This is a genomic window from Ralstonia sp. GX3-BWBA (genome assembly GCF_003290055.1).
Lineage (GTDB): Bacteria > Pseudomonadota > Gammaproteobacteria > Burkholderiales > Burkholderiaceae > Ralstonia > Ralstonia holmesii.
Genome location: NZ_QMKS01000010.1, coordinates 82,144 through 102,950, shown reverse-complemented (window position 1 = coordinate 102,950; position 20,807 = coordinate 82,144). Strand labels below are relative to the sequence as shown.

At 64.8% G+C, this 20,807-nt stretch carries 21 protein-coding genes; 9 read left to right on the top strand and 12 right to left on the bottom strand.

Annotated elements, in window-relative coordinates:
* Nucleotides 1-55: 55 nt before the first annotated feature.
* From DOD19_RS13940 to DOD19_RS13920, 5 genes are all read right to left on the bottom strand, one after another.
* Nucleotides 56-496 carry a response regulator gene (locus DOD19_RS13940; protein WP_024976824.1) on the bottom strand — a complete coding sequence of 147 codons (441 nt, stop codon included), beginning with the start codon at nt 494-496 and terminating at the stop codon, nt 56-58.
* 102 nt (nt 497-598) lie between these two features.
* Nucleotides 599-1,231, bottom strand: a complete 633-nt coding sequence (locus DOD19_RS13935; RefSeq protein WP_037027780.1) for a response regulator transcription factor — start codon at nt 1,229-1,231, stop codon at nt 599-601.
* 310 nt (nt 1,232-1,541) lie between these two features.
* Nucleotides 1,542-1,955, bottom strand: coding sequence for a hypothetical protein (locus DOD19_RS13930; RefSeq protein WP_112186139.1), 414 nt, complete (start codon nt 1,953-1,955; stop codon nt 1,542-1,544).
* 241 nt (nt 1,956-2,196) lie between these two features.
* Nucleotides 2,197-4,914 carry a methionine synthase gene (gene metH, locus DOD19_RS13925; protein ID WP_024976822.1) on the bottom strand — a complete coding sequence of 906 codons (2,718 nt, stop codon included), beginning with the start codon at nt 4,912-4,914 and terminating at the stop codon, nt 2,197-2,199.
* A 50-nt stretch (nt 4,915-4,964) separates the two neighbouring features.
* Nucleotides 4,965-6,005 carry a homocysteine S-methyltransferase family protein gene (locus DOD19_RS13920; RefSeq protein ID WP_024976821.1) on the bottom strand — a complete coding sequence of 347 codons (1,041 nt, stop codon included), beginning with the start codon at nt 6,003-6,005 and terminating at the stop codon, nt 4,965-4,967.
* A 152-nt stretch (nt 6,006-6,157) separates the two neighbouring features.
* On the opposite strand from DOD19_RS13920, the gene DOD19_RS13915 reads away from it, so the two are divergent.
* A complete protein-coding gene (locus DOD19_RS13915) occupies nt 6,158-6,550 on the top strand; it encodes a rhodanese-like domain-containing protein (protein WP_024976820.1) in 393 nt (130 codons plus the stop codon).
* Between the two features lie 111 nt (nt 6,551-6,661).
* Here the strand turns inward: DOD19_RS13915 and DOD19_RS13910 are convergent, their stop codons facing one another.
* The 4 genes from DOD19_RS13910 to DOD19_RS13895 all read right to left on the bottom strand — a co-directional run bounded on the left by DOD19_RS13910 (nt 6,662) and on the right by DOD19_RS13895 (nt 10,054).
* Nucleotides 6,662-6,919: a DUF3567 domain-containing protein gene (locus tag DOD19_RS13910; RefSeq protein WP_012760982.1), complete on the bottom strand. Its 258-nt coding sequence runs from the start codon at nt 6,917-6,919 to the stop codon at nt 6,662-6,664.
* Nucleotides 6,920-7,238: 319 nt separating this feature from the next.
* Entirely contained in the window at nt 7,239-8,078 is an 840-nt protein-coding gene (gene pcaD, locus DOD19_RS13905) for a 3-oxoadipate enol-lactonase (protein ID WP_112186137.1), read from the bottom strand.
* 1 nt (nt 8,079) lies between these two features.
* On the bottom strand, nt 8,080-9,162 hold the full coding sequence (locus DOD19_RS13900) for a DUF3108 domain-containing protein (RefSeq protein WP_112186161.1): 1,083 nt from the start codon (nt 9,160-9,162) through the stop codon (nt 8,080-8,082).
* A gap of 19 nt (nt 9,163-9,181) precedes the next feature.
* Nucleotides 9,182-10,054: an IclR family transcriptional regulator gene (locus DOD19_RS13895; RefSeq protein ID WP_024976817.1), complete on the bottom strand. Its 873-nt coding sequence runs from the start codon at nt 10,052-10,054 to the stop codon at nt 9,182-9,184.
* Between the two features lie 82 nt (nt 10,055-10,136).
* Between DOD19_RS13895 and DOD19_RS13890 the strand changes: the two genes are divergently transcribed.
* Nucleotides 10,137-11,129: a fumarylacetoacetate hydrolase family protein gene (locus DOD19_RS13890; protein ID WP_024976816.1), complete on the top strand. Its 993-nt coding sequence runs from the start codon at nt 10,137-10,139 to the stop codon at nt 11,127-11,129.
* 3 nt (nt 11,130-11,132) lie between these two features.
* On the opposite strand, the gene DOD19_RS13885 is transcribed toward DOD19_RS13890, so the two are convergent.
* Entirely contained in the window at nt 11,133-12,041 is a 909-nt protein-coding gene (locus DOD19_RS13885; RefSeq protein WP_024976815.1) for an IclR family transcriptional regulator, read from the bottom strand.
* Nucleotides 12,042-12,145: 104 nt separating this feature from the next.
* Here DOD19_RS13885 and DOD19_RS13880 point away from each other — a divergent pair, with 104 nt between their 5' ends.
* The 5 genes from DOD19_RS13880 to DOD19_RS13860 all read left to right on the top strand — a co-directional run bounded on the left by DOD19_RS13880 (nt 12,146) and on the right by DOD19_RS13860 (nt 17,401).
* The gene (locus tag DOD19_RS13880) at nt 12,146-13,150 is read left to right on the top strand and encodes an LLM class flavin-dependent oxidoreductase (RefSeq protein ID WP_112186135.1); all 1,005 of its coding nucleotides are present in this window, start codon (nt 12,146-12,148) and stop codon (nt 13,148-13,150) included.
* An 84-nt stretch (nt 13,151-13,234) separates the two neighbouring features.
* Nucleotides 13,235-14,398: an ABC transporter substrate-binding protein gene (locus DOD19_RS13875; RefSeq protein ID WP_112186133.1), complete on the top strand. Its 1,164-nt coding sequence runs from the start codon at nt 13,235-13,237 to the stop codon at nt 14,396-14,398.
* A 68-nt stretch (nt 14,399-14,466) separates the two neighbouring features.
* Complete coding sequence (locus DOD19_RS13870) at nt 14,467-15,285, top strand: enoyl-CoA hydratase/isomerase family protein (protein WP_024976812.1); 819 nt, start codon at nt 14,467-14,469, stop codon at nt 15,283-15,285.
* Between the two features lie 49 nt (nt 15,286-15,334).
* On the top strand, nt 15,335-16,213 hold the full coding sequence (locus DOD19_RS13865) for a PhaM family polyhydroxyalkanoate granule multifunctional regulatory protein (RefSeq protein WP_112186131.1): 879 nt from the start codon (nt 15,335-15,337) through the stop codon (nt 16,211-16,213).
* A gap of 3 nt (nt 16,214-16,216) precedes the next feature.
* The gene (locus DOD19_RS13860) at nt 16,217-17,401 is read left to right on the top strand and encodes a patatin-like phospholipase family protein (RefSeq protein WP_051541470.1); all 1,185 of its coding nucleotides are present in this window, start codon (nt 16,217-16,219) and stop codon (nt 17,399-17,401) included.
* Here DOD19_RS13860 and DOD19_RS13855 read toward each other — a convergent pair whose 3' ends face one another.
* Entirely contained in the window at nt 17,402-18,097 is a 696-nt protein-coding gene (locus tag DOD19_RS13855) for a glutathione peroxidase (RefSeq protein ID WP_024976809.1), read from the bottom strand.
* A gap of 404 nt (nt 18,098-18,501) precedes the next feature.
* Here DOD19_RS13855 and DOD19_RS13850 point away from each other — a divergent pair, with 404 nt between their 5' ends.
* Both DOD19_RS13850 and rfaE2 read left to right on the top strand, forming a co-directional pair.
* On the top strand, nt 18,502-19,356 hold the full coding sequence (locus tag DOD19_RS13850; protein ID WP_009239234.1) for a ferritin: 855 nt from the start codon (nt 18,502-18,504) through the stop codon (nt 19,354-19,356).
* Nucleotides 19,357-19,430: 74 nt separating this feature from the next.
* Nucleotides 19,431-19,928 carry a D-glycero-beta-D-manno-heptose 1-phosphate adenylyltransferase gene (gene rfaE2 / locus DOD19_RS13845; RefSeq protein ID WP_024976808.1) on the top strand — a complete coding sequence of 166 codons (498 nt, stop codon included), beginning with the start codon at nt 19,431-19,433 and terminating at the stop codon, nt 19,926-19,928.
* 4 nt (nt 19,929-19,932) lie between these two features.
* Here the strand turns inward: rfaE2 and DOD19_RS13840 are convergent, their stop codons facing one another.
* Nucleotides 19,933-20,718, bottom strand: coding sequence for an SPOR domain-containing protein (locus DOD19_RS13840; RefSeq protein WP_112186129.1), 786 nt, complete (start codon nt 20,716-20,718; stop codon nt 19,933-19,935).
* Nucleotides 20,719-20,807 lie beyond the last annotated feature (89 nt).

Here is a 20,807-nt window from a genome sequence, read left to right as displayed (position 1 = left end):
GAGAAATGGCGTTGGGCGCGCGCCACGACAGCAGACGCGGCGGGCGCGAAGAATCTCAGGGGTGGAAATGCTGCGCGGGCTGCTGGCGGGGGCGGCCGACGCCGGCGCGCTCTTCGATCACTTCGAACACCTTGTCGAGTTCGAGCGATTTGTCGAAGAAATAGTTTGCGCCTGCCTCAAAGCAGCGTTGCCGGTAGGTCGGCACTTGCGCGTGGTTGGTGTAGACGATGCGCACGCTGGGCGACGCTTGATCGCGCAACGTTTGGAGGACCTTGAAGCCATTGCCCTGCCGCAATTGCAGGTCGACGATCACGACGTCATAGGGGCCCTGTCCGAGAAGGCCCAGCGCCAAGTCTTCGGTGTCTGCCCATTCGACCGTCGCCACGAAGGCGGAAGCCTTGAGGTATTCCAGCACCATGCCGCGAAGCACGGGGGAGTCCTCGATCAGGAGGACGCGCAGGCCACGGGTGGAGAGGGTGACGGCTTGATCCAGCATGGGTTGATGTTAGCCAGCGGGTTGCCGAGGTGGTATCAGGCGTTGTCCTACATGCCAGTTGGGTTTGCGGCGCGCCGAGGGAATTTGGCGCCCCACCTGATGCTACTCAACCAAGCCGTTCTTGATGGCGTAATACGTCAGATCGGCATTGGATTTCATGCCCATCTTTTCCAGAATCCGCGTGCGGTACGTGCTCACCGTCTTGACGCTCAGGAACAGCTCTTCCGCGATGACCGATACCGATTGCCCGCGTGCAAGCTTGCAGAAGATCTGGAATTCGCGTTTGGACAGCGTCTGGTGCAGGGGTTGGTCGGTCGGCTTTTCCAGGCCGCCAATCAGCAGCTCGGCCACCGTCGGGCTCACATAGCGACGGCCTTGCGACACGGTGCGAATGGCTTTCACCAGCTCATCCGGCGCGCTTTCCTTGGTCAGATAGCCCGATGCGCCCGCGCGAATCAGGTTGATGGCGTACTGGTCTTCCGGGAAGGTCGACAGGATCAGCACCGGCAGATCGGGATGGCGCTGGCGAGCGAGTTTGAGGGTGTCGATGCCGTTGCGATCGGGCATGGAAATGTCGAGCACCACGACGTCAAAGGCGCCGGTGCGGAGTTGCTCCATCACCTCTTCCCCGCTGGCCGCTTCCCCCGCGACTTCGATGTCCCGCTCTTCGGACAGGAACTGTCGAAGGCCGGCACGGACGATCTCGTGGTCGTCCGCAATCAGGACGCGAATCATGCTGCTCCTTATGAGCGCGCTGGGCGGGCTGCCCGGCTCCGCGCGCTGCGCTTGTTGGTTCGATACGACAGCAATTGTATCGGACTGTTGCGCCAAAACGGGGCTCCTCTTGCTGGCGCGGTCTGGGGGAGTTGTCAGGGTTTCCATAAAAGACCTCGGGAATGTGCATGAATCGCAACATGTCGATGCCTGCCACCGAGCAATCCATGTGCCTGAGCGCGTGCGCCCAAAGAAAACGGGGCGGAAGAGTTCCGCCCCGGGGTCGCTAAGATGCGCCGGGCTGTGCCCGGCTATCCCACGTAGTGACGTGTTACTTGGTCTGGGTAGTGGCCGTGGCGTTTGCGCCGGCGTCGGCGCTCAGGCCAGTAGAGGTCTCAGCCTTGGCAGCCTTGCCCGACTTCTCTGCCGACTTTTCCGTCTTGCTGACCGACTTGCCGACCTTATCGGCGGTCTTGTCGATGCCGGCTTCCGCCTTGGCCTTGTGCTCGTGCGCGGCCTTGGCGCCGTGCTCAGCCTTGGTGTTCAGTTGGCTCTTCGTGGACTCGGTGTCCAGCTTGGTGCCGGCATCGGCCTTCAGGCCTGCGCCGGTATTGCCTTGTGCCGGAGCCACGGCAGCCGTGCCATTGGTTTGCAGCGATGCGCCGGCCGACGGGGTTTGCGCGTTGGCGTAAGCCGAAGCAGCAGCGATGGCGATGGCGGACAGGGAGATCAGCAGCTTGTTCATGGAAGAGACTCCTTTCGTTCTGAACGGCCACGCGAAGGATTCGTCGCGGCATCACTCTGTGTGTGTTGAGTGAATGGGTTCAGTCTATGGAGCTCTTCCGGTTACGACTGTTAGGGGGTGTAAGCCTTTGTAATGTAAGGATCGCCCCTCTTGAAACCCCGGCGAAACCAATGCCGGCAAGGGTTTGCGGACGTAAGACACAGTGTGGATCACACCATGTCTTAAACGTCTTGTCACAGAATCAGAGATTTGGCGCGAGGGCGCGCTCCACAAACGCGCGGTCTTCACCGCTGCGGGCGATCATGTCGTCCACTTGATCCTGTCCGATCTTGCCCAGCGTGAAGTACGTGCTGTCCGGGTGCGACAGGTAGAAGCCCGATACCGATGCAGCGGGGGTCATCGCCAGCGCCTCGGTCAGGTTCATGCCGATCTCCTGCGCGTCCAGCACGCGGAACATGTCGCGCTTGACGGTGTGTTCCGGGCAGGCCGGGTAGCCGGGCGCGGGGCGGATGCCCTTGTACTCCTCGCGGATGAGCGCGTCGTTGTCGAGCGTTTCATCCGCCGCATAACCCCACAGGTCGCGACGCACGCGGGCGTGCAGGCATTCGGCAAAGGCTTCGGCAAAGCGATCGGCCAGGCCCTTGAGCATGATCGCGCTGTAGTCGTCGTTGTCGGCTTCGAACTGCTTCTCGCGCTTTTCCACCCCAATGCCGCCCGTCACGGCGAACAAGCCGATGTAATCGGCAATGCCGGTGCTCTTGGGTGCGATGAAATCCGCCAGGCAGCGGTTCGGGCGCATCACGCCGTCGATGATCGGGCGCTCGCTTTGCTGGCGGATGTTGCGCCAGGTGAGCGCGACTTCCGAGCGCGATTCGTCGGTGTAGATCTCGATGTCGTCATCGTTGACGGTGTTGGCGGGCAGCAGCGCGATCACGCCGTTGGCCGTGAGCCAGCGGCCGGCGATCAGCCGCGCGAGCATGCTCTTGCCGTCGGAGAACACGCGACGGGCTGACTCACCCACGATTTCGTCGTTGAGGATGTCGGGGAATTTGCCGGCCAAGTCCCACGTCTGGAAGAACGGGCCCCAGTCGATGTACTGCGCGAGTTCGTTCAGGTCGTAGTTGCGGAACACGCGGCGGCCGATGAACTTGGGCTTGGGCGGCGTGTAGTTCGACCAGTCGATCTTCGTCTTGTTGGCGCGCGCGGCAGCCAGCGACACCATCGGCTGGGCCTTCTTGTTGGCGTGCTGGGTGCGGATGCGGTCGTAATCCGCATGCAGCTCTTCGACGTAGCGCGCGGCGCCTTCGTCCGACAGCAGGCTCGACGCCACGCTCACCGAGCGCGAGGCGTCCGGCACGTAGACCACTGGGCCTTCGTAATTTGGGGCGATCTTCACGGCGGTGTGCACGCGGCTCGTCGTCGCGCCGCCGATCAGCAGCGGGATCTTCTTCACGCGGAAGTATTCGTCGCGCTGCATTTCCGATGCCACGTAGGCCATCTCTTCGAGCGACGGCGTAATCAGGCCCGACAGCCCGATGATGTCCGCGCCTTCCACTTTCGCCTTTGCCAGGATGTCGTTGCACGGGACCATCACGCCCATGTTCACGACTTCGAAGTTGTTGCACTGGAGCACGACGGTGACGATGTTCTTGCCGATGTCGTGCACATCGCCCTTGACCGTGGCGATGACGATCTTGCCCCGCGAGCGCACGTCGCCGCCGGCTGCTGCAATCTGGCGCTTCTCTTCTTCGATGAACGGAATCAGGTGGGCCACCGCCTGCTTCATCACGCGGGCGGATTTCACCACCTGCGGCAGGAACATCTTCCCGGCGCCGAACAGGTCGCCGACGATGTTCATGCCGTCCATCAGCGGGCCTTCGATTACCTGGATCGGGCGGCCGCCCGCGGCAAAGATTTTCGCGCGGACTTCTTCGGTGTCTTCGACCACGTAATCGTTGATGCCATGCACGAGCGCGTGGGCCAGGCGCTTTTCCACCGGCTCCTGGCGCCAGGCGAGGTTTTCTTCGCGCTTGGTGCCGCCTCCCTTGTAGCGGTCGGCGATTTCCAGCAGGCGATCGGTCGCATCCGGGCGGCGGTTGAGCACCACGTCTTCCACGCGGTCGCGCAGTTCGGGGTCTAGGTTCTCGTACACACCCAACTGGCCGGCGTTGACGATGCCCATGTCCATGCCCGCCTGAATCGCGTAGTACAGGAACACGGTGTGGATCGCCTCGCGCACCACGTCGTTGCCGCGGAACGAGAACGACACGTTCGACACGCCGCCGCTCACCTTCGCGTACGGCAGGTTCTGCTTGATCCAGCGCGTCGCTTCGATGAAGTCGACGGCGTAGTTGTTGTGCTCTTCGATGCCGGTGGCCACCGCGAAGATGTTCGGATCGAAGATGATGTCTTCCGGAGCAAAGCCGACCTTGTTGACCAGGAAGTCGTAGCTGCGCTTGCAGATCTGGGTCTTGCGCTCGAACGTGTCAGCCTGGCCCTGTTCGTCGAAAGCCATGACCACGGCCGCCGCGCCGTAGCGCCTGATCAGCTTGGCGTGGTGCGCGAACTGTTCTTCGCCTTCCTTGAGCGAGATCGAGTTGACGATCGCCTTGCCCTGCACGCACTTCAGACCGGCCTCGATCACTTCCCACTTGGACGAGTCGATCATGATCGGCACGCGCGCGATGTCCGGCTCGGAGGCGATCAGATTCAGGAAGCGAACCATCGCCGCCTTGGAGTCGAGCATCGCCTCGTCCATGTTGATGTCGATGACCTGCGCGCCGTTTTCGACCTGCTGGCGCGCCACGGCCAGCGCCTCGTCGAACTGGCTGTTCAGGATCATGCGCGCGAACGCCTTGGACCCGGTGACGTTGGTGCGCTCGCCGACGTTGACGAACAGGGTGCTCTCGCCGATGTTGAACGGTTCGAGGCCGGAGAGGCGCATGGGGTGGTCGGTCATGATCGTTTGATGCGAATGGGGACGGCGGTGTACGGGCGTGGGGCCTGTGCTCAGGCGGCTTCTTTGTATTGGCCGGGCCAAGCGCGCGGTTTGCGATTCGCCACGCGCTCGGCAATCGCCTTGATGTGCTCAGGCGTCGTGCCGCAGCAGCCGCCCACCAGGTTCACCAAGCCGGCCGACGCAAACTCGTCGACCAGGCTGGAGGTGACCTCTGGCGTTTCATCAAAGCCCGTGTCGCTCATCGGGTTGGGCAGGCCGGCATTCGGGTAGCACGAGACGGCCGTGTCACAGATCTTCGCCAGCTCGGCAATGTACGGACGCATCAGCGCGGCACCCAGCGCGCAGTTCAGGCCGAAGGTGATCGGCTTGGCGTGGCGCAGGCTGTTCCAGAATGCCTCGACGGTTTGGCCCGAGAGGATGCGGCCCGAGGCGTCGGTCACCGTGCCGGAGATCATCACGGGCACGCACTCGCCGGTATCTTCGAAAAGCTGATCGATGGCGAACAGCGCCGCCTTGGCGTTGAGCGTGTCGAAAATCGTCTCGACGAGGAATACGTCCGCGCCGCCTTCGAGCAGCGCTTTGCCCTGTTCGTAGTACGCATCGCGCAGCAGGTCGAAGCTGACATTGCGTGCGCCCGGGTCGTTCACGTCGGGCGAAATGCTGGCGGTCTTGGGCGTCGGCCCAAAGGCGCCGGCCACGAAGCGGGGCTTGTCCGGCGTGCTGTATTTGTCGCAGGCCTCGCGCGCCAAGCGGGCGGCCACGACGTTCATCTCGTAAGCCAGCTCCGCCATCTTGTAGTCTTCTTGCGCGATAGTCGTCGCACCGAAGGTGTTGGTTTCGATCAGGTCCGCGCCGGCCGCCAGGTACTGCTCATGGATTTCACGGATGACGTCGGGGCGCGTGAGCAGCAGCAGCTCGTTGTTGCCCTTCACGTCGATCGGGTGGTTGGCAAAGCGCTCGCCGCGGTATTGCGCCTCGGTCAGCTTGTAGCGCTGGATCATGGTGCCCATCGCGCCGTCCAGGATCAGGATGCGCTCGCGCAGCAGCGCGGGCAGGTTGGCGGCACGGGTGTAGGGCAGGGGCGCGGTCATGGGGAGGGACTCCGAGGTGCTGCGGCCGGTCAAATATTCCGGATTTGCGGCCAAAGGTGAATTTTACCAGTCGCATCAATGACTTGCCGCCGTTGTGGGCAATCGCGCTCCTATAATCCACATCACGCCATTTGCCCGCCCTGACGCCCGCCATGCAATTGCTCGATCCCACAGACGCCCACGCTTTCCTGGAGCGTACGCCCGCCGCGCTTTTTGTCGACTGCCGCAGCGAAATGGAACACCTGTTCGTCGGCCATCCGGCCGGCGCCCATCACGTCTCGTGGAACGATGGCCCGCATTGGGAGGTGAACCCCGAGTTCGTGCCGACCGTGCGCAAACTGACCGGCCATGGCGTCGAGCGTCCCATTGTGCTGATCTGCCGGAGCGGCAATCGCTCAGCCGCTGCGGCGCACGCACTGGAAGAGGCGGGTTTCCGTGATGTGTATGTCGTGCGCCACGGCTTCGAGGGAGACCTGGACAGCACGCGCCATCGCAACACGCTGAATGGCTGGCGTCATGCCGGCCTGCCGTGGGAGCAATGCTAGAAGGGCGCTATCGACCCGATAGTCGATCGACACATGAAAAAACGCCCGGCAGCGCCATGCTCCGGGCGTTTTTGTTGATCCGTCTGGCGGGCGATCTTGCCCGCGCGTAGGTCAGTGCATCGTCACCGGCTGCGTCATCACCGTGTCGAATTTGCCGAGAAAGTCGTCGACTTCTTCAACGGTGGGCTCGCTGGCGATCAGCTTTTTCACGTCCTCACGGAAATGCTCGGCTAACTCGCCGCCGAGGAAGATTTCACGTTTGAGGTTCTTGTCCACGATCTCGTAGCCACCCGCTGCCAGCATGGCGTGTTGGCCGTCTACACCGAACTCAACAACACAGTAGTTGTCGCTGTTGTAGATCATCTGCATGGTGCACCTCCGAGGCGTCAATCGTCTTGCTGTTGTGGGGACTGCTCTACTGCTGCACCGGGTAGATGGGGCCCACGACCATGACTTCAAGGGCCGATCAACTCCCGCCTCCTGACCGTTCTGCCCCATCTGCTCCTTGGGCTTTATGATCGGTCACAAAGTTCGCGAACGCGAGGCGAAATGTGTGACGTGCGTTGTGATCGCGTAACAAGACCTTTCCGCTCCTGCATCGAAAGAAGCAAGCGGCCTTCCGCCATTCGGCGGGTAGACGACGGGCCGTGTGCGGGGCGCCTGCAACTATCGGCAAGGCAAGCAGGCCTTATGGCGTGTCACATTGGCTCCCGCATCCTGCGTGCCCGAGGAATTCATCCAGATCGGTGAGGAAGGCCTCCTCCTGTTCGATAGGCGCCAAGTGCGCTGCGTGCGAAATCACTTTCAAACGGGCGTCGGGAATGAGCGAGGCGATCTCGCGCGCTACTTCCACTGGCGCGCCGGTGTCTTGTTCGCCGGTCATGACGAGCGTTGGGCAAGCGATGCGTGCAAGCGAGCTGCGTGTGTCGAGCGCCTTGATGGCCAGGCATGCACCGACATAGCCGTGGGGGAGCGTGGCGCGCAGCAATTCGCGAATGCGTTCCACTACGTCGGGATGGGCTTCACGAAACGGCGTGGTCAGCCAGCGCTGCATCGTGGGTTCGACAATGCCGCTCATGCCGTGCGCTTCGACTTGGCCGATGCGTTCGTCCCACATGGCATGCGCTGACACCGGCGTGTAGCACACGGTGTCGCACAGCGTGAGCGAGAGCAGCCGCTGCGGGTATCGTACGCCCAAAACCTGCCCGACCATGCCGCCCATCGACAGGCCAACGAAATGCACCTGTTCAATCGACAGGGCATCAAGCAAGCCGGCCACATCATCCGCCAATTGGAACAGCGTGTAGGCGCCGTGCGGCGCGCTGGTCTTGCCGTGGCCGCGCGCGTCGTAGCGCAGCACGCGGTGGCGGCTCGCCAGGCGTTGGGCGATGCTGTCCCACAACCGGTGGTCCACGCCCAACGCGTGCGCAAGCACGACCCATGACCCATCTGTGCCGTCGGTACGGTAGTGGATATCGATGCCGTTGGCGCGCACCGTGCCGGAGTTGGAGAGGGCGTTGGCGTCCATGTCAGCCTCCTTCTTGGGACTGGTAGACCAGATCGAATTGCATGCCGTTGGGCTCGGTCTGGCGCAGGCGTACTGGGAGCCAACCGTGATCGGCAGACAGCCAGATCTCTACACGCCGTTTGTCGTCTGCACGGCGCGGCAGGCGTATGAAGTGTTGCGCACGAATCGTGCCGTTGGGGGTGTCGATGGTTTCCTCGCCGACATGCTGGACGCGGGCCACTTCCACGCTGTCGGTATCGGCGATCGGGAATTCCAGCGTGAGGCCGGGGCTGGCGATCCGCTCGGGGCCGCCACGGGCCAATCCGGTCAATTGCAGGAAGACGCTGAAGCGGTCTTGCGTGCCCTCGGGCAACGGAAGCACGGCCGGCGAGCGGGTGAAAGTGACCGTGGGTGCGCCCTGTGCGCCGGAAGCCGGTATGGAGTCGGTCGCGTAATGGAACGTCGTCACGTCGGGTTGTCGGCGCCCGCGCACTTCTTCGTAGCGCGTGGGGGTGAGGCCATACGGGCCGACCACACCTGCGCTGCGAAACGCGAGTTTGCCAAAGAAGAGCGGCAACGGAATTTCCACGGCAAGCGTGTAAGTTTTGCCATCGGTGGCCCAGCGGATCACGCCATCTTCGTTGCGCACGCCGTTGACGTAAGTGGCGTACCGCAGCGTGGCTGAGGGCGGCAGCGAGAACGCGTCGCCCGGCGGTGCAGGCGGCCCGCTCGGGCCTTCGCCGCTCAGATCCTTGACCACGCCCGTATCGCCCGAGGCTTGAGCGCCAGCGCTGGTGAATTCGGACGGGTCCATGCTTGCCAGATCGGGCGCGGGCGGCGTGGGTGTCGGCGCCGGAGCGGGTGGGGTCTGAGAACGCGGACGGGGCGAAGCCGGGCGGGCCTTGGGCGCAGCCGGGGGCGTTGGCGGCTGCACGGGCTCGGGATGCAGCAACAGCGTGGGGATGATCTGCTCGGGCGCCGGCGGCCACGTCACCTGACGGCTGCGCGCGATCCACACGACGGCAATGATGTGCAGCACGAGCACGGCCAGCAGCACGAGCCCGAACCGGCCAAGCCGATAGAAGCGACGCCTGCGGGGTTGCACGCGGTCGGTATTCAGTTCGTCAGGATTGCGGGGCGTGGGGTGCAACGTATCCAAGATCGGCGGAAAGCTGTTGTGCGGCCAGCCGCAAGCGCCGCTCCAGCGGGCTGCTCCAAGTGGTGTCGAAGGTGCTTTGTGCGCCCAACGCGATCAGCACGAGACACAATTGGCCGTTGGCGTCGAACACAGGCAGCGACATCGCGTTGATGCCCGGCAATACGCCGCCGTGGATGCGCGAAGCGCCGTGCTTGCGCACGTCTGCGCAGATGGCGTCGTAGGCTTCGAGCGTTTGCGGCAGCTCGGGGTTCTCGGCGCTCGGGGTATTCCCTGCTGCCGTAATGCGGTCGAGTTCGCGCTGGATGAACGCACGCGTTTGCGCACGCGGCAAGTAAGCGCCGAACACGCGACCGGTGGCCGAGTTCAGCATCGGCATCACGTCGCCCAGGCGCAGGCTGACCGTTACGGGATGGCTGGCTTCTTCCCAGTGGACGATGGCTGGGCCCTGGTTGCCCCACACGGCCAGGCCGATGGTGTGATCGATCTCGTCGCGCAATGCGGCGGCTGCGGGCCGGGCGCGGCGCATCGGGTCTTGCCGGTTCAGGCTTACCAACCCCATTTCCAGCGCGAACGGCCCCAGGTCGTAGCGGCCTTCGGGCGTTTGCGTGACGAGCCCCAGGCGCGCAAAGCTCACCAGATAGCGGTGCGCCTTGGCGGGGTTCATGGGCGCCGCACGCGCCAGGTCGCGCAGCATCATCGGGCCATCGGTGTGCGTGAGCACTTCCAGCAGCCGGAAGCCGACTTCGATGGACTGGATGCCCGAGCGCGCGGGCGCATCCAGTTCGCCATCGGCATCGGACTCCAGGTCGAGATCGGTGTCGGCGGGCAGCGGTGACATGGTGAGGGGTGAGGGATCAGTTCGGGCCAGTTTAGCCGATGCTAGGTGTACCATCCGCGCAGCCTTTTTCCATACAACGCACATGAAACTCGCCACCCTCAAGGATGGCTCGCGCGACGGCCAGCTGGCCGTGGTTTCGCGGGACCTGAAGACCGCTCACTTCGCCACGCACATCGCCGGCACACTGCAGCGCGCGCTGGACGACTGGGCCTTCCATGCACCGCAGTTGCAGGATCTGTACGACCAGCTCAACGCGGGCCGTGCGCGCCACCCGTTTGCGTTTGACGCCGGCAACTGCATGGCGCCGCTGCCGCGCGCCTACCAATGGGCCGATGGCTCGGCCTATGTGAACCACGTTGAACTGGTGCGCAAGGCACGCGGCGCCGAGATGCCCGCCGAGTTCTGGACCGACCCGCTGATGTACCAGGGTGGTTCGGATGACCTTGCCGGCGCGCATGACCCCATCATCTGCCGCAGCGAAGCGTTCGGCATCGATTTCGAGGCGGAGGTGGCTGTCATTACCGGCGACGTGCCGATGGGCACCGAGCCGGCCGCCGCTGCCGAGGGCATCCGCCTGATCGTGCTGGCCAACGATGTGTCGCTGCGCAACCTGATCCCGGCGGAGCTGGGCAAGGGTTTCGGCTTCTTCCAGAGCAAGCCGGCCACGTCGTTCTCACCCGTGGCCGTCACGCCCGATGAATTGGGCGGCGCCTGGCGCGAACGCAAGGTGCATCTGCCGATGACGGTGCGCTGGAACAACAAGAAGGTCGGCCAGCCGGAGTGCGGTACCGACATGGTGTTCGACTTCGGCCAGCTGATCGCGCACATCTGCAAGACACGCAACGTGCGCGCGGGCAGCATCGTCGGCTCGGGCACGATTTCCAACGTGGACCGCAGCAAGGGGTACGCGTGCATCGCCGAGAAACGCATGCTGGAAACCCTCGAATCCGGCGCACCCGTCACCGAATACATGCGCTACGGCGACACCGTGAAGATCGAGATGTTCGACGCCAATGGCGTGTCGATTTTCGGGGCGATCGACCAGGAAGTCGTTGCCCCGGGCACGCAGGCGTAAGGCTTAAGCGGATTCGGGTGCCGTTTTCGGACGGCGCCCCCGCTTTGGCGCCGCGGCACCCGCTGTCAGCGCCTGCCCGTGATACCCCAGGCGCAGCGACAGCGTCCGCCCGGCTTCGCGCAGCAGCCGCGAGGCGGGACCTTCCAGGCTGGAATCGAACACGCTGGACAAGCCCAGGGCCGTGATCGCGCCCGCCAGCTTGCCTTGTGAATCGAGCACCGGCACGGCCACCGAATCGATGCCGTGCACCAACGTCCCGCCGATGCGGGCCACGCCTTCCTGCCGCACCGCCTGCCAGCGAGCGCGGCAGTTCAGCCAGTCGGTCAGGCCGGCCTTGCCGGCGCCGGGGCCGCGCAGTTCGCGGTCGATGAGCGAGACGATCTGGATTTCCGGCATCCACGCGGCGCACGCCTGGCCCGTGGCCGAGTTCAGCAGCGGCATGACCGAGCCGACCCGCACATTGACCGCCACCGGGCGGCCGCTGTCTTCCCAGCGCACGATGACGGGGCCGCGCGAGGTCCAGATCGACAGAAACACGCTTTCGTTCAGCCGTTCGGCCAGCTTGGGCAGCAGGTTGCTGCCTTCACGCACGAAATCCACGTCGGACAGCGCCGACAGCCCCACCTGCAATGCCTGTGCGCCCAACCGGTAGCGGGCGGAGGCGGGGTCCTGCTCCACAAAACCCATGCGCTCCAGCGACACCAGGTAGCGGTGAACCTTTGCGCGCGGCATGCCGAGCTGGCGGCCCAGTTCGGAGACGGCGTGTGCGCCACCGGCATGCGCCATCGCTGAAAGCACGCTCAGCGCGATCTCGGCGGACTGGATGCCGGCGCTGGTGCGTTCAGGCGCGGCGTCTTCTGCGGGCAAATCGTCGGGCGAGGTATCCGGCGGCAGGGGAGCGTCGATGGGCATCTTGAAGTCTCGGGTGTCGCTTTATAAGATACGCGTTACGTTAAAAGATACAACCGGCGCGGCGGCCCGCGCGCTGGAAAAGACCTCGAAACCCGGGAGACGCCATGAAGCTGTCGATCTTTTCCGTGCAGGACCACTACCCCGACCGGCCCCGCAGTCTGCCGCAACTCTACGCAGACGTCATCGCCCAGGCGCGTCATGCCGAAGCGCTCGGCTACGACACCTTCTGGGTGGCCGAGCATCACTTTCACGAGTACGGCGCCGTCCCTAACCCCGCGGTCTTTCTCTCGCATCTGGCCGCGCAGACGCAACGCCTGCGGCTGGGCACGGCCATCTCCATCCTCACCTTCCACCATCCGGCCACCGTGGCGGAGAACTACGCGATGGTCGATGCGCTTTCGGGCGGGCGGCTGTCGCTGGGCGTGGGCTCCGGCTATCTCAAGCACGAGTTCGAAGGCTACGACGTCGACCCCGCCATCAAGCGCGAGCGCTTTGACGAAGCGTTGATGCTCGTCGAGCGCTTGCTCGCTGGCGAGCGCGTGCACCACGCGGGCCAGTTCCACACGCTGCGCGACGTGCGCCTCAACGTTCTGCCGGTGCAGGCCCGCGTGCCGATCCACGTGGCGATCCTGCGGCGCGAGGCGGCGTATCACATTGGCCGGCAGCGGCGGCGCATGCTCTTCGTGCCGTATGCCTCGGTCGACAGCTTCGACGACATCCGCACGTTGATGGACGATTACCGGCGCGGCCTGGCCGAAGCGGGCATTGCCGACACGCGCGGCATGGCGGCCGTCGCGCTGCACACGCACGTGGGCCCCACCGATGCCGCCGTGCGCGCGACGGCCGCCGACGCGTTCGATCTGTACGTCGCCACGCGCCTCTACGCGCGCCGCCAAACCTACGACGATGTGCTGGCCAGCGGCCTGTCGTTATTCGGCACGCCTGACGCGGTGGCCGAGAAGCTCGCGCGGCTGTCCGACATGGGCGTCGATCACGTGATGGCGCTGCATAACTTCGGCCTGATGCCGCAATCGGCCGTGCTCGAATCGATGCGCGCGTTGGTGGAGGATGCGTTGCCGCGTGCCGGCATCACTGCGCTCGCTGCCTGAACCTGTCTAGCCTGGGCGACTCCGCATCGCCAAACCGCCGCAAAACCGCTACGCTCTTTGCCAAACCACGGGAGGAGACCCCCAATGCAGCGACCGAAGTGGCGACATGCGGGCGTACTGGTTGGTTTGGCTTTGCTGTCTTCCGCCGCGCTGGCGGACATCCGCATCGGGGTGACGGTGTCGGCCACTGGGCCGCAGGCCTCGCTGGGGCAGCCCGAGAAGAACGCCACCACGCTGTGGCCGCGAGAGATCGGCGGTGAGAAGGTCGACGTGATTGTCCTGGACGACGCGTCGGACACCACGCGCGCTGTCACCAACACGCGCAAGCTGATGAGCGAGTCCAACGTGGACGTGATCGTGGGCTCGTCCACGACACCGAATACGCTGGCGATGATCGACGCGGCGGCCGAGGGGAGGACGCCTGTGATTTCGCTGGCCTCATCCGCCAGGTTGGTCGAGCCGATGGATGCGAAGCGGCGCTGGATCTTTAAGACGCCGCACTCGGATTCGCACATGGCATCGCTCATTGCCGAGCACGCCGCCGCGCATGGCGTGAAGACCATCGCCTACATCGGTTTTGCGAATGCGCTGGGCGAGGCCTTCCTGGCGGAGGTGCAGCGCTTTGCTGATCTCAAGCACATCCGCATCACCGATACCGAGCGTTTTTCGCCCACCGACAACAGCGTGACCGCGCAGGTGCTGCATCTGCTGGCCAACAAGCCCGACGCGGTGGTGATTGGCGGCTCCGGAACGCCCGCCGCGCTGCCGGCCCGGGCGCTGGCCGAGCGCGGCTACACCGGCAAGATCTACTTCAATCACGGCGTTTCCAACAACGATTTCGTCAGGCTGTGCGGCAAGGATTGCGAAGGCGCCTACGTGCCGACCGGCCCCGTGATGGTCGCCGCCGAATTGTCCGACACCAACCCTGCCAAGAAGCAGGCGCTGGATTTTGCGCGTCGCTACGAGGCCGCCTTCGGCAAGGGAAGCGTGTCGATCTTCGCCGCCTACACGGGTGACATCGGCGTGCTGTTGCAGCGTGCGGTGCCGGTTGCGCTCAAGCGGGCCAAGCCGGGCACGCCGGCCTTTCGCGAGGCGCTGCGCGACGTACTGGAGCAGGTGCGCGATCTGCCCACCAGCACCGGCGTGGTCAACATGAGCCCGCAAGACCACGTCGGCCTCGACCAGCGCGCCCGCGTGATGGCGCAGATCCGCCGCGGCCAATGGCATTTGGCCGATACCGCAAAGTGACGGTGGCGCACATCCCGCGTTGCACGTGCGATCTCATCCGCTATGCTTGATCCATTACCTCGGACGCTATGACCTCGCTCGCTCCCCGCTTTGCCCGCTATCAGGCGCTGACGCTCGTCCAGCACGGCCCCATCCTTGAAATCGTGATGGGCGCGGCGCAGTCGGCCAACCGCAAGCTGTCCACTGCCGATGCCGGCCTGCACCGCGAGCTGGCGGAGATCTGGCGCGATGTGTCCGCCGAGCCCTCGGTGCGCGTCGCGCTCATCCGCGGTGAGGGCAAGGGCTTCTCGGCCGGCGGCGATCTGCACCTCGTCGAGCAGATGGCCGAAGACTTCGACGTGCGCACGCGCGTCTGGCACGAGGCGCGGGACCTCGTCTACAACGTCATCAACTGCGACAAGCCCATTGTCAGCGCCATGCACGGCCCGGCCGTGGGGGCAGGGCTGGTCGCCGGATTGCTGGCCGATATTTCCATCGCCGCCAAGGACGCCCGCATCGTCGATGGCCACACCCGCCTGGGCGTGGCAGCGGGCGACCATGCGGCCATTGTCTGGCCGCTGTTGTGCGGCATGGCCAAGGCCAAGTACTACCTGCTGCTATGCGAGTCCATGACGGGCGAGGAGGCCGAGCGCATTGGGCTGGTCTCGCTAGCCGTGCCCGAAGCGGATCTCGTCAACTGCGCATTCGAAATCGCCGAGCGCTTGGCGGCGGGTTCGCAGACGGCCATCCGCTGGACCAAGTACGCGCTGAACAACTGGTTGCGCTTGGCGGGTCCAAGTTTTGATACATCGCTGGCGCTTGAATTCATGGGTTTTGCGGGCCCCGACGTGCGCGAGGGCATTGCGAGCCTGCGCCAGAAGCGTCCGCCCACGTTTGATGGCGCCTGATAGGAAACACGCCCGTGCGCCCGACCCCGACCGATTTGTAGGAGACACCATGTTCACCCAGATGCCCAATTTCGCCGAAGGCGGTTTCGATTTTCTGCGCAAGCTGTGGGGCGGCGGCTTTGCCGGGATGGCCGGTGGCGGCATGCCCAACATGGCCAGCTTTGCCGCGCCGCCGATGGATCTCGAGGAAATCGACAAGCGCATCCACGACCTGCGCGCTGTTGAGGGCTGGCTGCAACTGAACGCCAGCCTGCTGCGCACGGCAATCCAGGGCCTGGAAGTGCAGCGCGCCACGCTGGTGGCTTTGCAGACCTTCGGCTCCGCGCTGACGCCCGATGCCATGAAGTCCGCGTTCGACGGCCTGACGCCGAGCGCGTCCTCGACTGACGAAGAATCCAAGCCCGCGTGGCCGCACACGGCCGCCACAGCCAAGCCGGCCGAAGACGAACCGCCGCCCGAAGACGAGGCCGAGGCGGAAGAAGACACTGACGACGACCAAGCCGAAGCCCGCGCCGAGAATGCCCAGGCTCAGGCCCAGGCCGCCGCGCAGGCGCAAGCTGCCGCACGTGCCGCCGCAGCCGCGCTGGACCCCTCGCCGTGGTGGAACATGCTGCAGCAGCAGTTCAACCAGATCGCCAGCTCCGCTGCCGCCGCCATGCCGATGCCGCAGAACCTGATGCCGGGTTTCCCAGGAGGCTTCCCTGGGTTTGCGGGGGCTCCGGGCGCGGAAGGGCTGGACGCGGCGCCGGAAGACATCGAAGACAAGACGGCGCCGGCCAAGCCCAAGCGCGCTGCCGCCAAGCCGGCGCAGAAGCCGGCCACCAAGACGCCTGCGGGCAGCACGGCCAAGCCAGCCACCAAGAAGGCGGCTGCCAAGAAAGCGCCGGCGAAATCTGCGCCGCGCAAGCCCGCCAACGACACGCCCTGATCGATGTCGCCAGACTGCACTGCGCTCTTGATGATGGGCGGCGGCGCGCGGGCCGCCTATCAGGTGGGTGTGCTGCGCGGCATCGCGGAGTTGGCGCGGGAGTACGCGCCGGGGGTGGCTCGCACGCCGTTCGACGTCATTTGCGGTACGTCGGCGGGGGCGATCAACAGTTTGGGCCTCGCACGCGGCGCACAGGATTTCACGCTCGCCACCGAGGCGCTCACCCAGCTCTGGGGCAGCCTGCATGCCGATCGTGTCTATCGCACGGACGTGGGCCGCGTGGGCTCCAGCGGTGCCCGGTGGCTGACCGCGTTGGCGTTCGGCTGGATGACCGGCCGCACGCCGCGCGCACTGTTCGACAATACGCCGCTGCGTGAACTGCTTGAGTCGCAACACGACGGTCAGCAGGTGCAGGCCGCATTCGATGCCGGAGCGCTGCGCGCGCTGGCCATCACCGCGCTGTCATACACCACTGGGCGCCACGTCACGTTCTATCAGTCGCCGCATGTGGTGCTGCCGTGGCGGCGTTCGCAACGGATTGCGGTATCCGATGAGATCGGCGTGTCGCACATGCTCGCCTCGTCGAGCATCCCGTTCATCTTCCCAGCCGAGCCGGTGCCGCTCGAAGGTAACGACGAATGGTTCGGCGACGGCACGATGCGCCAGATGTCGCCGTTGAGCCCGGCCATTCATCTGGGCGCGAATCGCATTCTGGTGGTGGGCGCCGCGTCTCGCTCGCAGCCGGGCTGGTACGACACGGTGCCGGCGTCCGGCTATCCGTCGCTCGCGCAGATCGCGGGGCAGGCGCTGGCGAGCATCTTTCTTGACGGGCTCTCGGCCGATATCGAACGGCTGCAGCACGTCAACGCAGTGGTGGCCCGCAACCCCGAGATTGCCGACGCGCGCGACGGCTGGCGCAAGATCGAAGTGCTGGTGATGGCGCCGTCCGAGCGCATCGAGCTGATTGCCTCGCGCCACGTGCAGCGCCTGCCGGGCACGGTGCGTGCGCTGCTCAAGCCGCTGGGCGGCACCGAAGCGCGCGGTGCGGCATTCGCGAGCTATCTGCTCTTCGAACCCGAGTTCACGCAAGAATTGATCGACCTGGGCGAGCGCGACGTACAAGCCCGTCGCGACGAGCTGGCCGCGTTCCTGTACGGCGCGATTCCTGACACGATGCGCGCAGCCTGATCAGCGCGACGAGCGTGTCGACGGTTCAGCCAACAGCGCATCGATGCGCTTGATGAGCGCTGGGTCGCTCGGCTCGATGCTGCTCGGGAACACCGCCGCTACGCGGCCGGTGCGGTCCAGCAGATATTTGTGAAAGTTCCACTTGGGCGGCTGGCCCGTCTGCGTCGCCAGCCACGAATACAGCGGCGACGCGCCCGCGCCAACCACCGCTGTCTTCGAGAACATCGGGAATTTCACGCCATACGTGTTGTAGCAAAAGTCGGCGATCTGCTTGCTGTTGCCGGGTTCTTGCTGAAAGTCGTTCGACGGAAAACCCAGCACCGCCAGGCCCTTGTCGCGGTACTTCGCGTACAGCGCTTCGAGCCCTTCGTACTGATGCGTGTAGCCGCAATAGCTGGCGGTGTTGACTACCAGTACGACGCGGCCGGCGTACTGGCAGAGGTCTTGCGGCGCATCGTCCTGCAAGCGCTTGACGCGAAAGTTCAGGCTGGCGGGGCAGGCGCCTGCGGCAGCCGGTGCTTGCGCGGTGGTTGGGGCGCTCGAAGTGGCGGCATGCCCCGTGCGTGGCAGCAGCAACGCGATCACGGCAATAGCAATCGCAATGGCGATCATCAGCAGATGATGTCGACGCAGCACACCCGACGCGTGCAATTGCAGGCGCGGCCGACGCGCGGAAACGGTGGCAGAAAGCAACATGGCGAATCTCCAAAAGCGGACGCTCAGCCGGCGAGCCGGAGTTTGTCTTCAGTCTAGGGTATAACGCCCCGGGGTCGCCTCAGGTGAAATGTGCGGTATGCGTTGCGCGCCATTCGCCCCACGAATTGCAGCGCTTCCTATACTGGAAACCTTGCCCGGCGGTGCCCGGTCTGACACAAAAGACGGACGGCCACCGCGCTGCCGATCACATCGCGGCGTACCGCGAGACAACGCGCGACCGCATCGCGTGTGAGGGGGTCGCCAAGCCACGTTGCGATTGTGGCGCCGGCAGGCCTGTTGTCACGAGGAAACGGGCGGCGCAGAACTTTGCTCCGGCAACCACGAAAATCGGGGGCGGGTCAAGCATGTCTGCTAGAATCCGCCTGCAAATTCAAAGGCTTACCATGCTCTATCCCGAATTGTTCAAGTCGTTGGAAGCGGTCCGCTGGAATATGGAAAAGGATATTCCGTGGGACACGTTCGATGCGTCGCTGCTGACCGACGCGCAAGCGCAGACCATCAAGATGAATGCCATCACCGAGTGGTCTGCCCTGCCGGCCACCGAGATGTTCCTGCGTGACAATCGTCACGACTCCGATTTTTCGGCGTTCATGAGCGTGTGGTTCTTTGAAGAGCAGAAGCACTCGCTGGTGCTGATGGAATATCTGCGCCGCTTCCGCCCTGAGCTCGTACCGACCGAAGAAGAGTTGCACAACGTGCGCTTCGAGTTCGATCCGGCCCCGCCGCTGGAAACGCTGATGCTGCACTTCTGCGGCGAGATCCGCCTGAACCACTGGTATCGCCGTGCCTCCGAATGGCACACCGAGCCGGTCATCAAGGCAATCTACAAGCATCTGTCGCAGGACGAAGCCCGCCACGGCGGCGCCTACCTGCGCTACATGAAGAAATACCTCGGCCAGTTCGGCGACAGCGCGCGCAGCGCATTCGCCAAGATCGGCGTCTTGATGGCTTCGGCGCGCCGCACCGAAAAGCCGCTCCACCCGACCAATCTGCACGTGAACAAGGCGCTGTTCCCGCAAGACACCGTGCAGTCGCGCCTGCCGAACCCGGACTGGCTGGAGCACTGGCTGGACGAGCAGATCAAGTTCGACGCCGGCTGGGAAAAGAAGGTCATCGAGCGCATCCTGCACAACATGGGTCTGCTGTTCGAGCGCACCTTCGAAACCGTGCAAGACCTGAACCGCTACCGCAAGGAACTCAACGCACGTCTGCTCGGCTCGGCCGAACAAGCTGCCTGATCCTTGCCACTGGCAGTGAGCGGCCCATCGATTCGATGGGCCGTTTTGTTTTCCACCCCGATTTCGCTTTTGCCATGACCGCTCGCCAGCCCGCGCCCGCCTTTGAACAGAAGATCTGCGACTCCGTCGATGTGGAAGCCCGCGTGCGTGCCTTGCCGCGCCCACTGGTCTTCACCAACGGCGTGTTCGACATCCTGCATCGCGGGCACGCCACGTATCTGGCGCAGGCGCGCGCACTGGGCGCTTCGCTGGTGGTGGGCGTGAATACCGATGCCTCGGTACGGATGCTGGGCAAGGGTGACGACCGCCCGCTCAACACGCAGGACGATCGCCTGGCCGTGCTGGCTGCGCTGGAAGCGGTGAGTCTGGTGGTGTTGTTTGCCGAGCGAACCCCGGTCGAACTCATCCAGCGCGTGCGTCCCGACATCTACGTCAAGGGCGGCGACTATGACATCGATGCGCTGGAAGAAACGCGTGTCGTGCGTAGCTGGGGCGGCACGGCGCTGGCGATTCCCTTTGAGCACGATCGCTCGACGACGGCGCTGCTCAAGCGCGTGCGCGCGTCGTCCTGAACGCTTAGCGCGATGCCGTGACTGCCGCGCAAGCGTGCAGGTCTTCGGCTCCCAGCGTTTTCTTCAGTGCGGCCAGTTGGGCTACGACGCCCGATGCCGCATCGGCGGTGGTGGTCACGCGTAGCGAGGTCTGCGAGCCGAGCCGGCGCGTTTGCGTGACCACGGCCGTGCGCACATCCTTGGCGCGCAGTTCGTCCAGACGCTGCTGCGCGCGCTCCTTGTCGCGGAACAGACCGAGCGACACCACAAACGTATTGCCTTCTTGCACGATGGCTGAATCCGCCACGTTGCGGCGTTTGAGTTCGGCCACCTTGCGATCGGCGTCGTCGCGCGTGTCGCGGGCCGGCATGTGGACCCACCAGCGGTTGTCTTCCTGGCGCGTGATGCGCTCAACCTGCACGCCGGCCAGCTGCTTGAGCTGGTCGATGCCTCGCGTGGCCTGTGCTTCGGTCAGGCCGCCGAGTTCGGTGCAACTGCCGCCGCTGTCAGAGGTGGTAGTGGTGGTCAGAGCCGTATGCTCGATGTTCGCTTGCGGACTCGATGCGGCAGGCGCCGACGCCGCCGGCGGCGAGCCTGGCGCCGATTGGGGTAAGGCGGTGGCCGGTGCAGAAGCGGGTGCCGGTTCGAGAATACGGATGGCTTCGGTGCGGATCTGACGGCGCATGCGATCGGGCTCGCGCTCGCTCTCGAACCACGCCTTGGACACTTCTGGCCCGAACACGCCGGTATTGGCCGCGAGCAGAACGCCGTTGACGAGCAGCAGGAGCAGCAGGGCGAGGCGAAGCGTCATGGTGCGAACGGACGTGGATTCGGACGGTGGCTCGGAATGCAGGAACACAGCAGCAACAACGGTAAGACGTCAGACGAAAACTGCAGCCC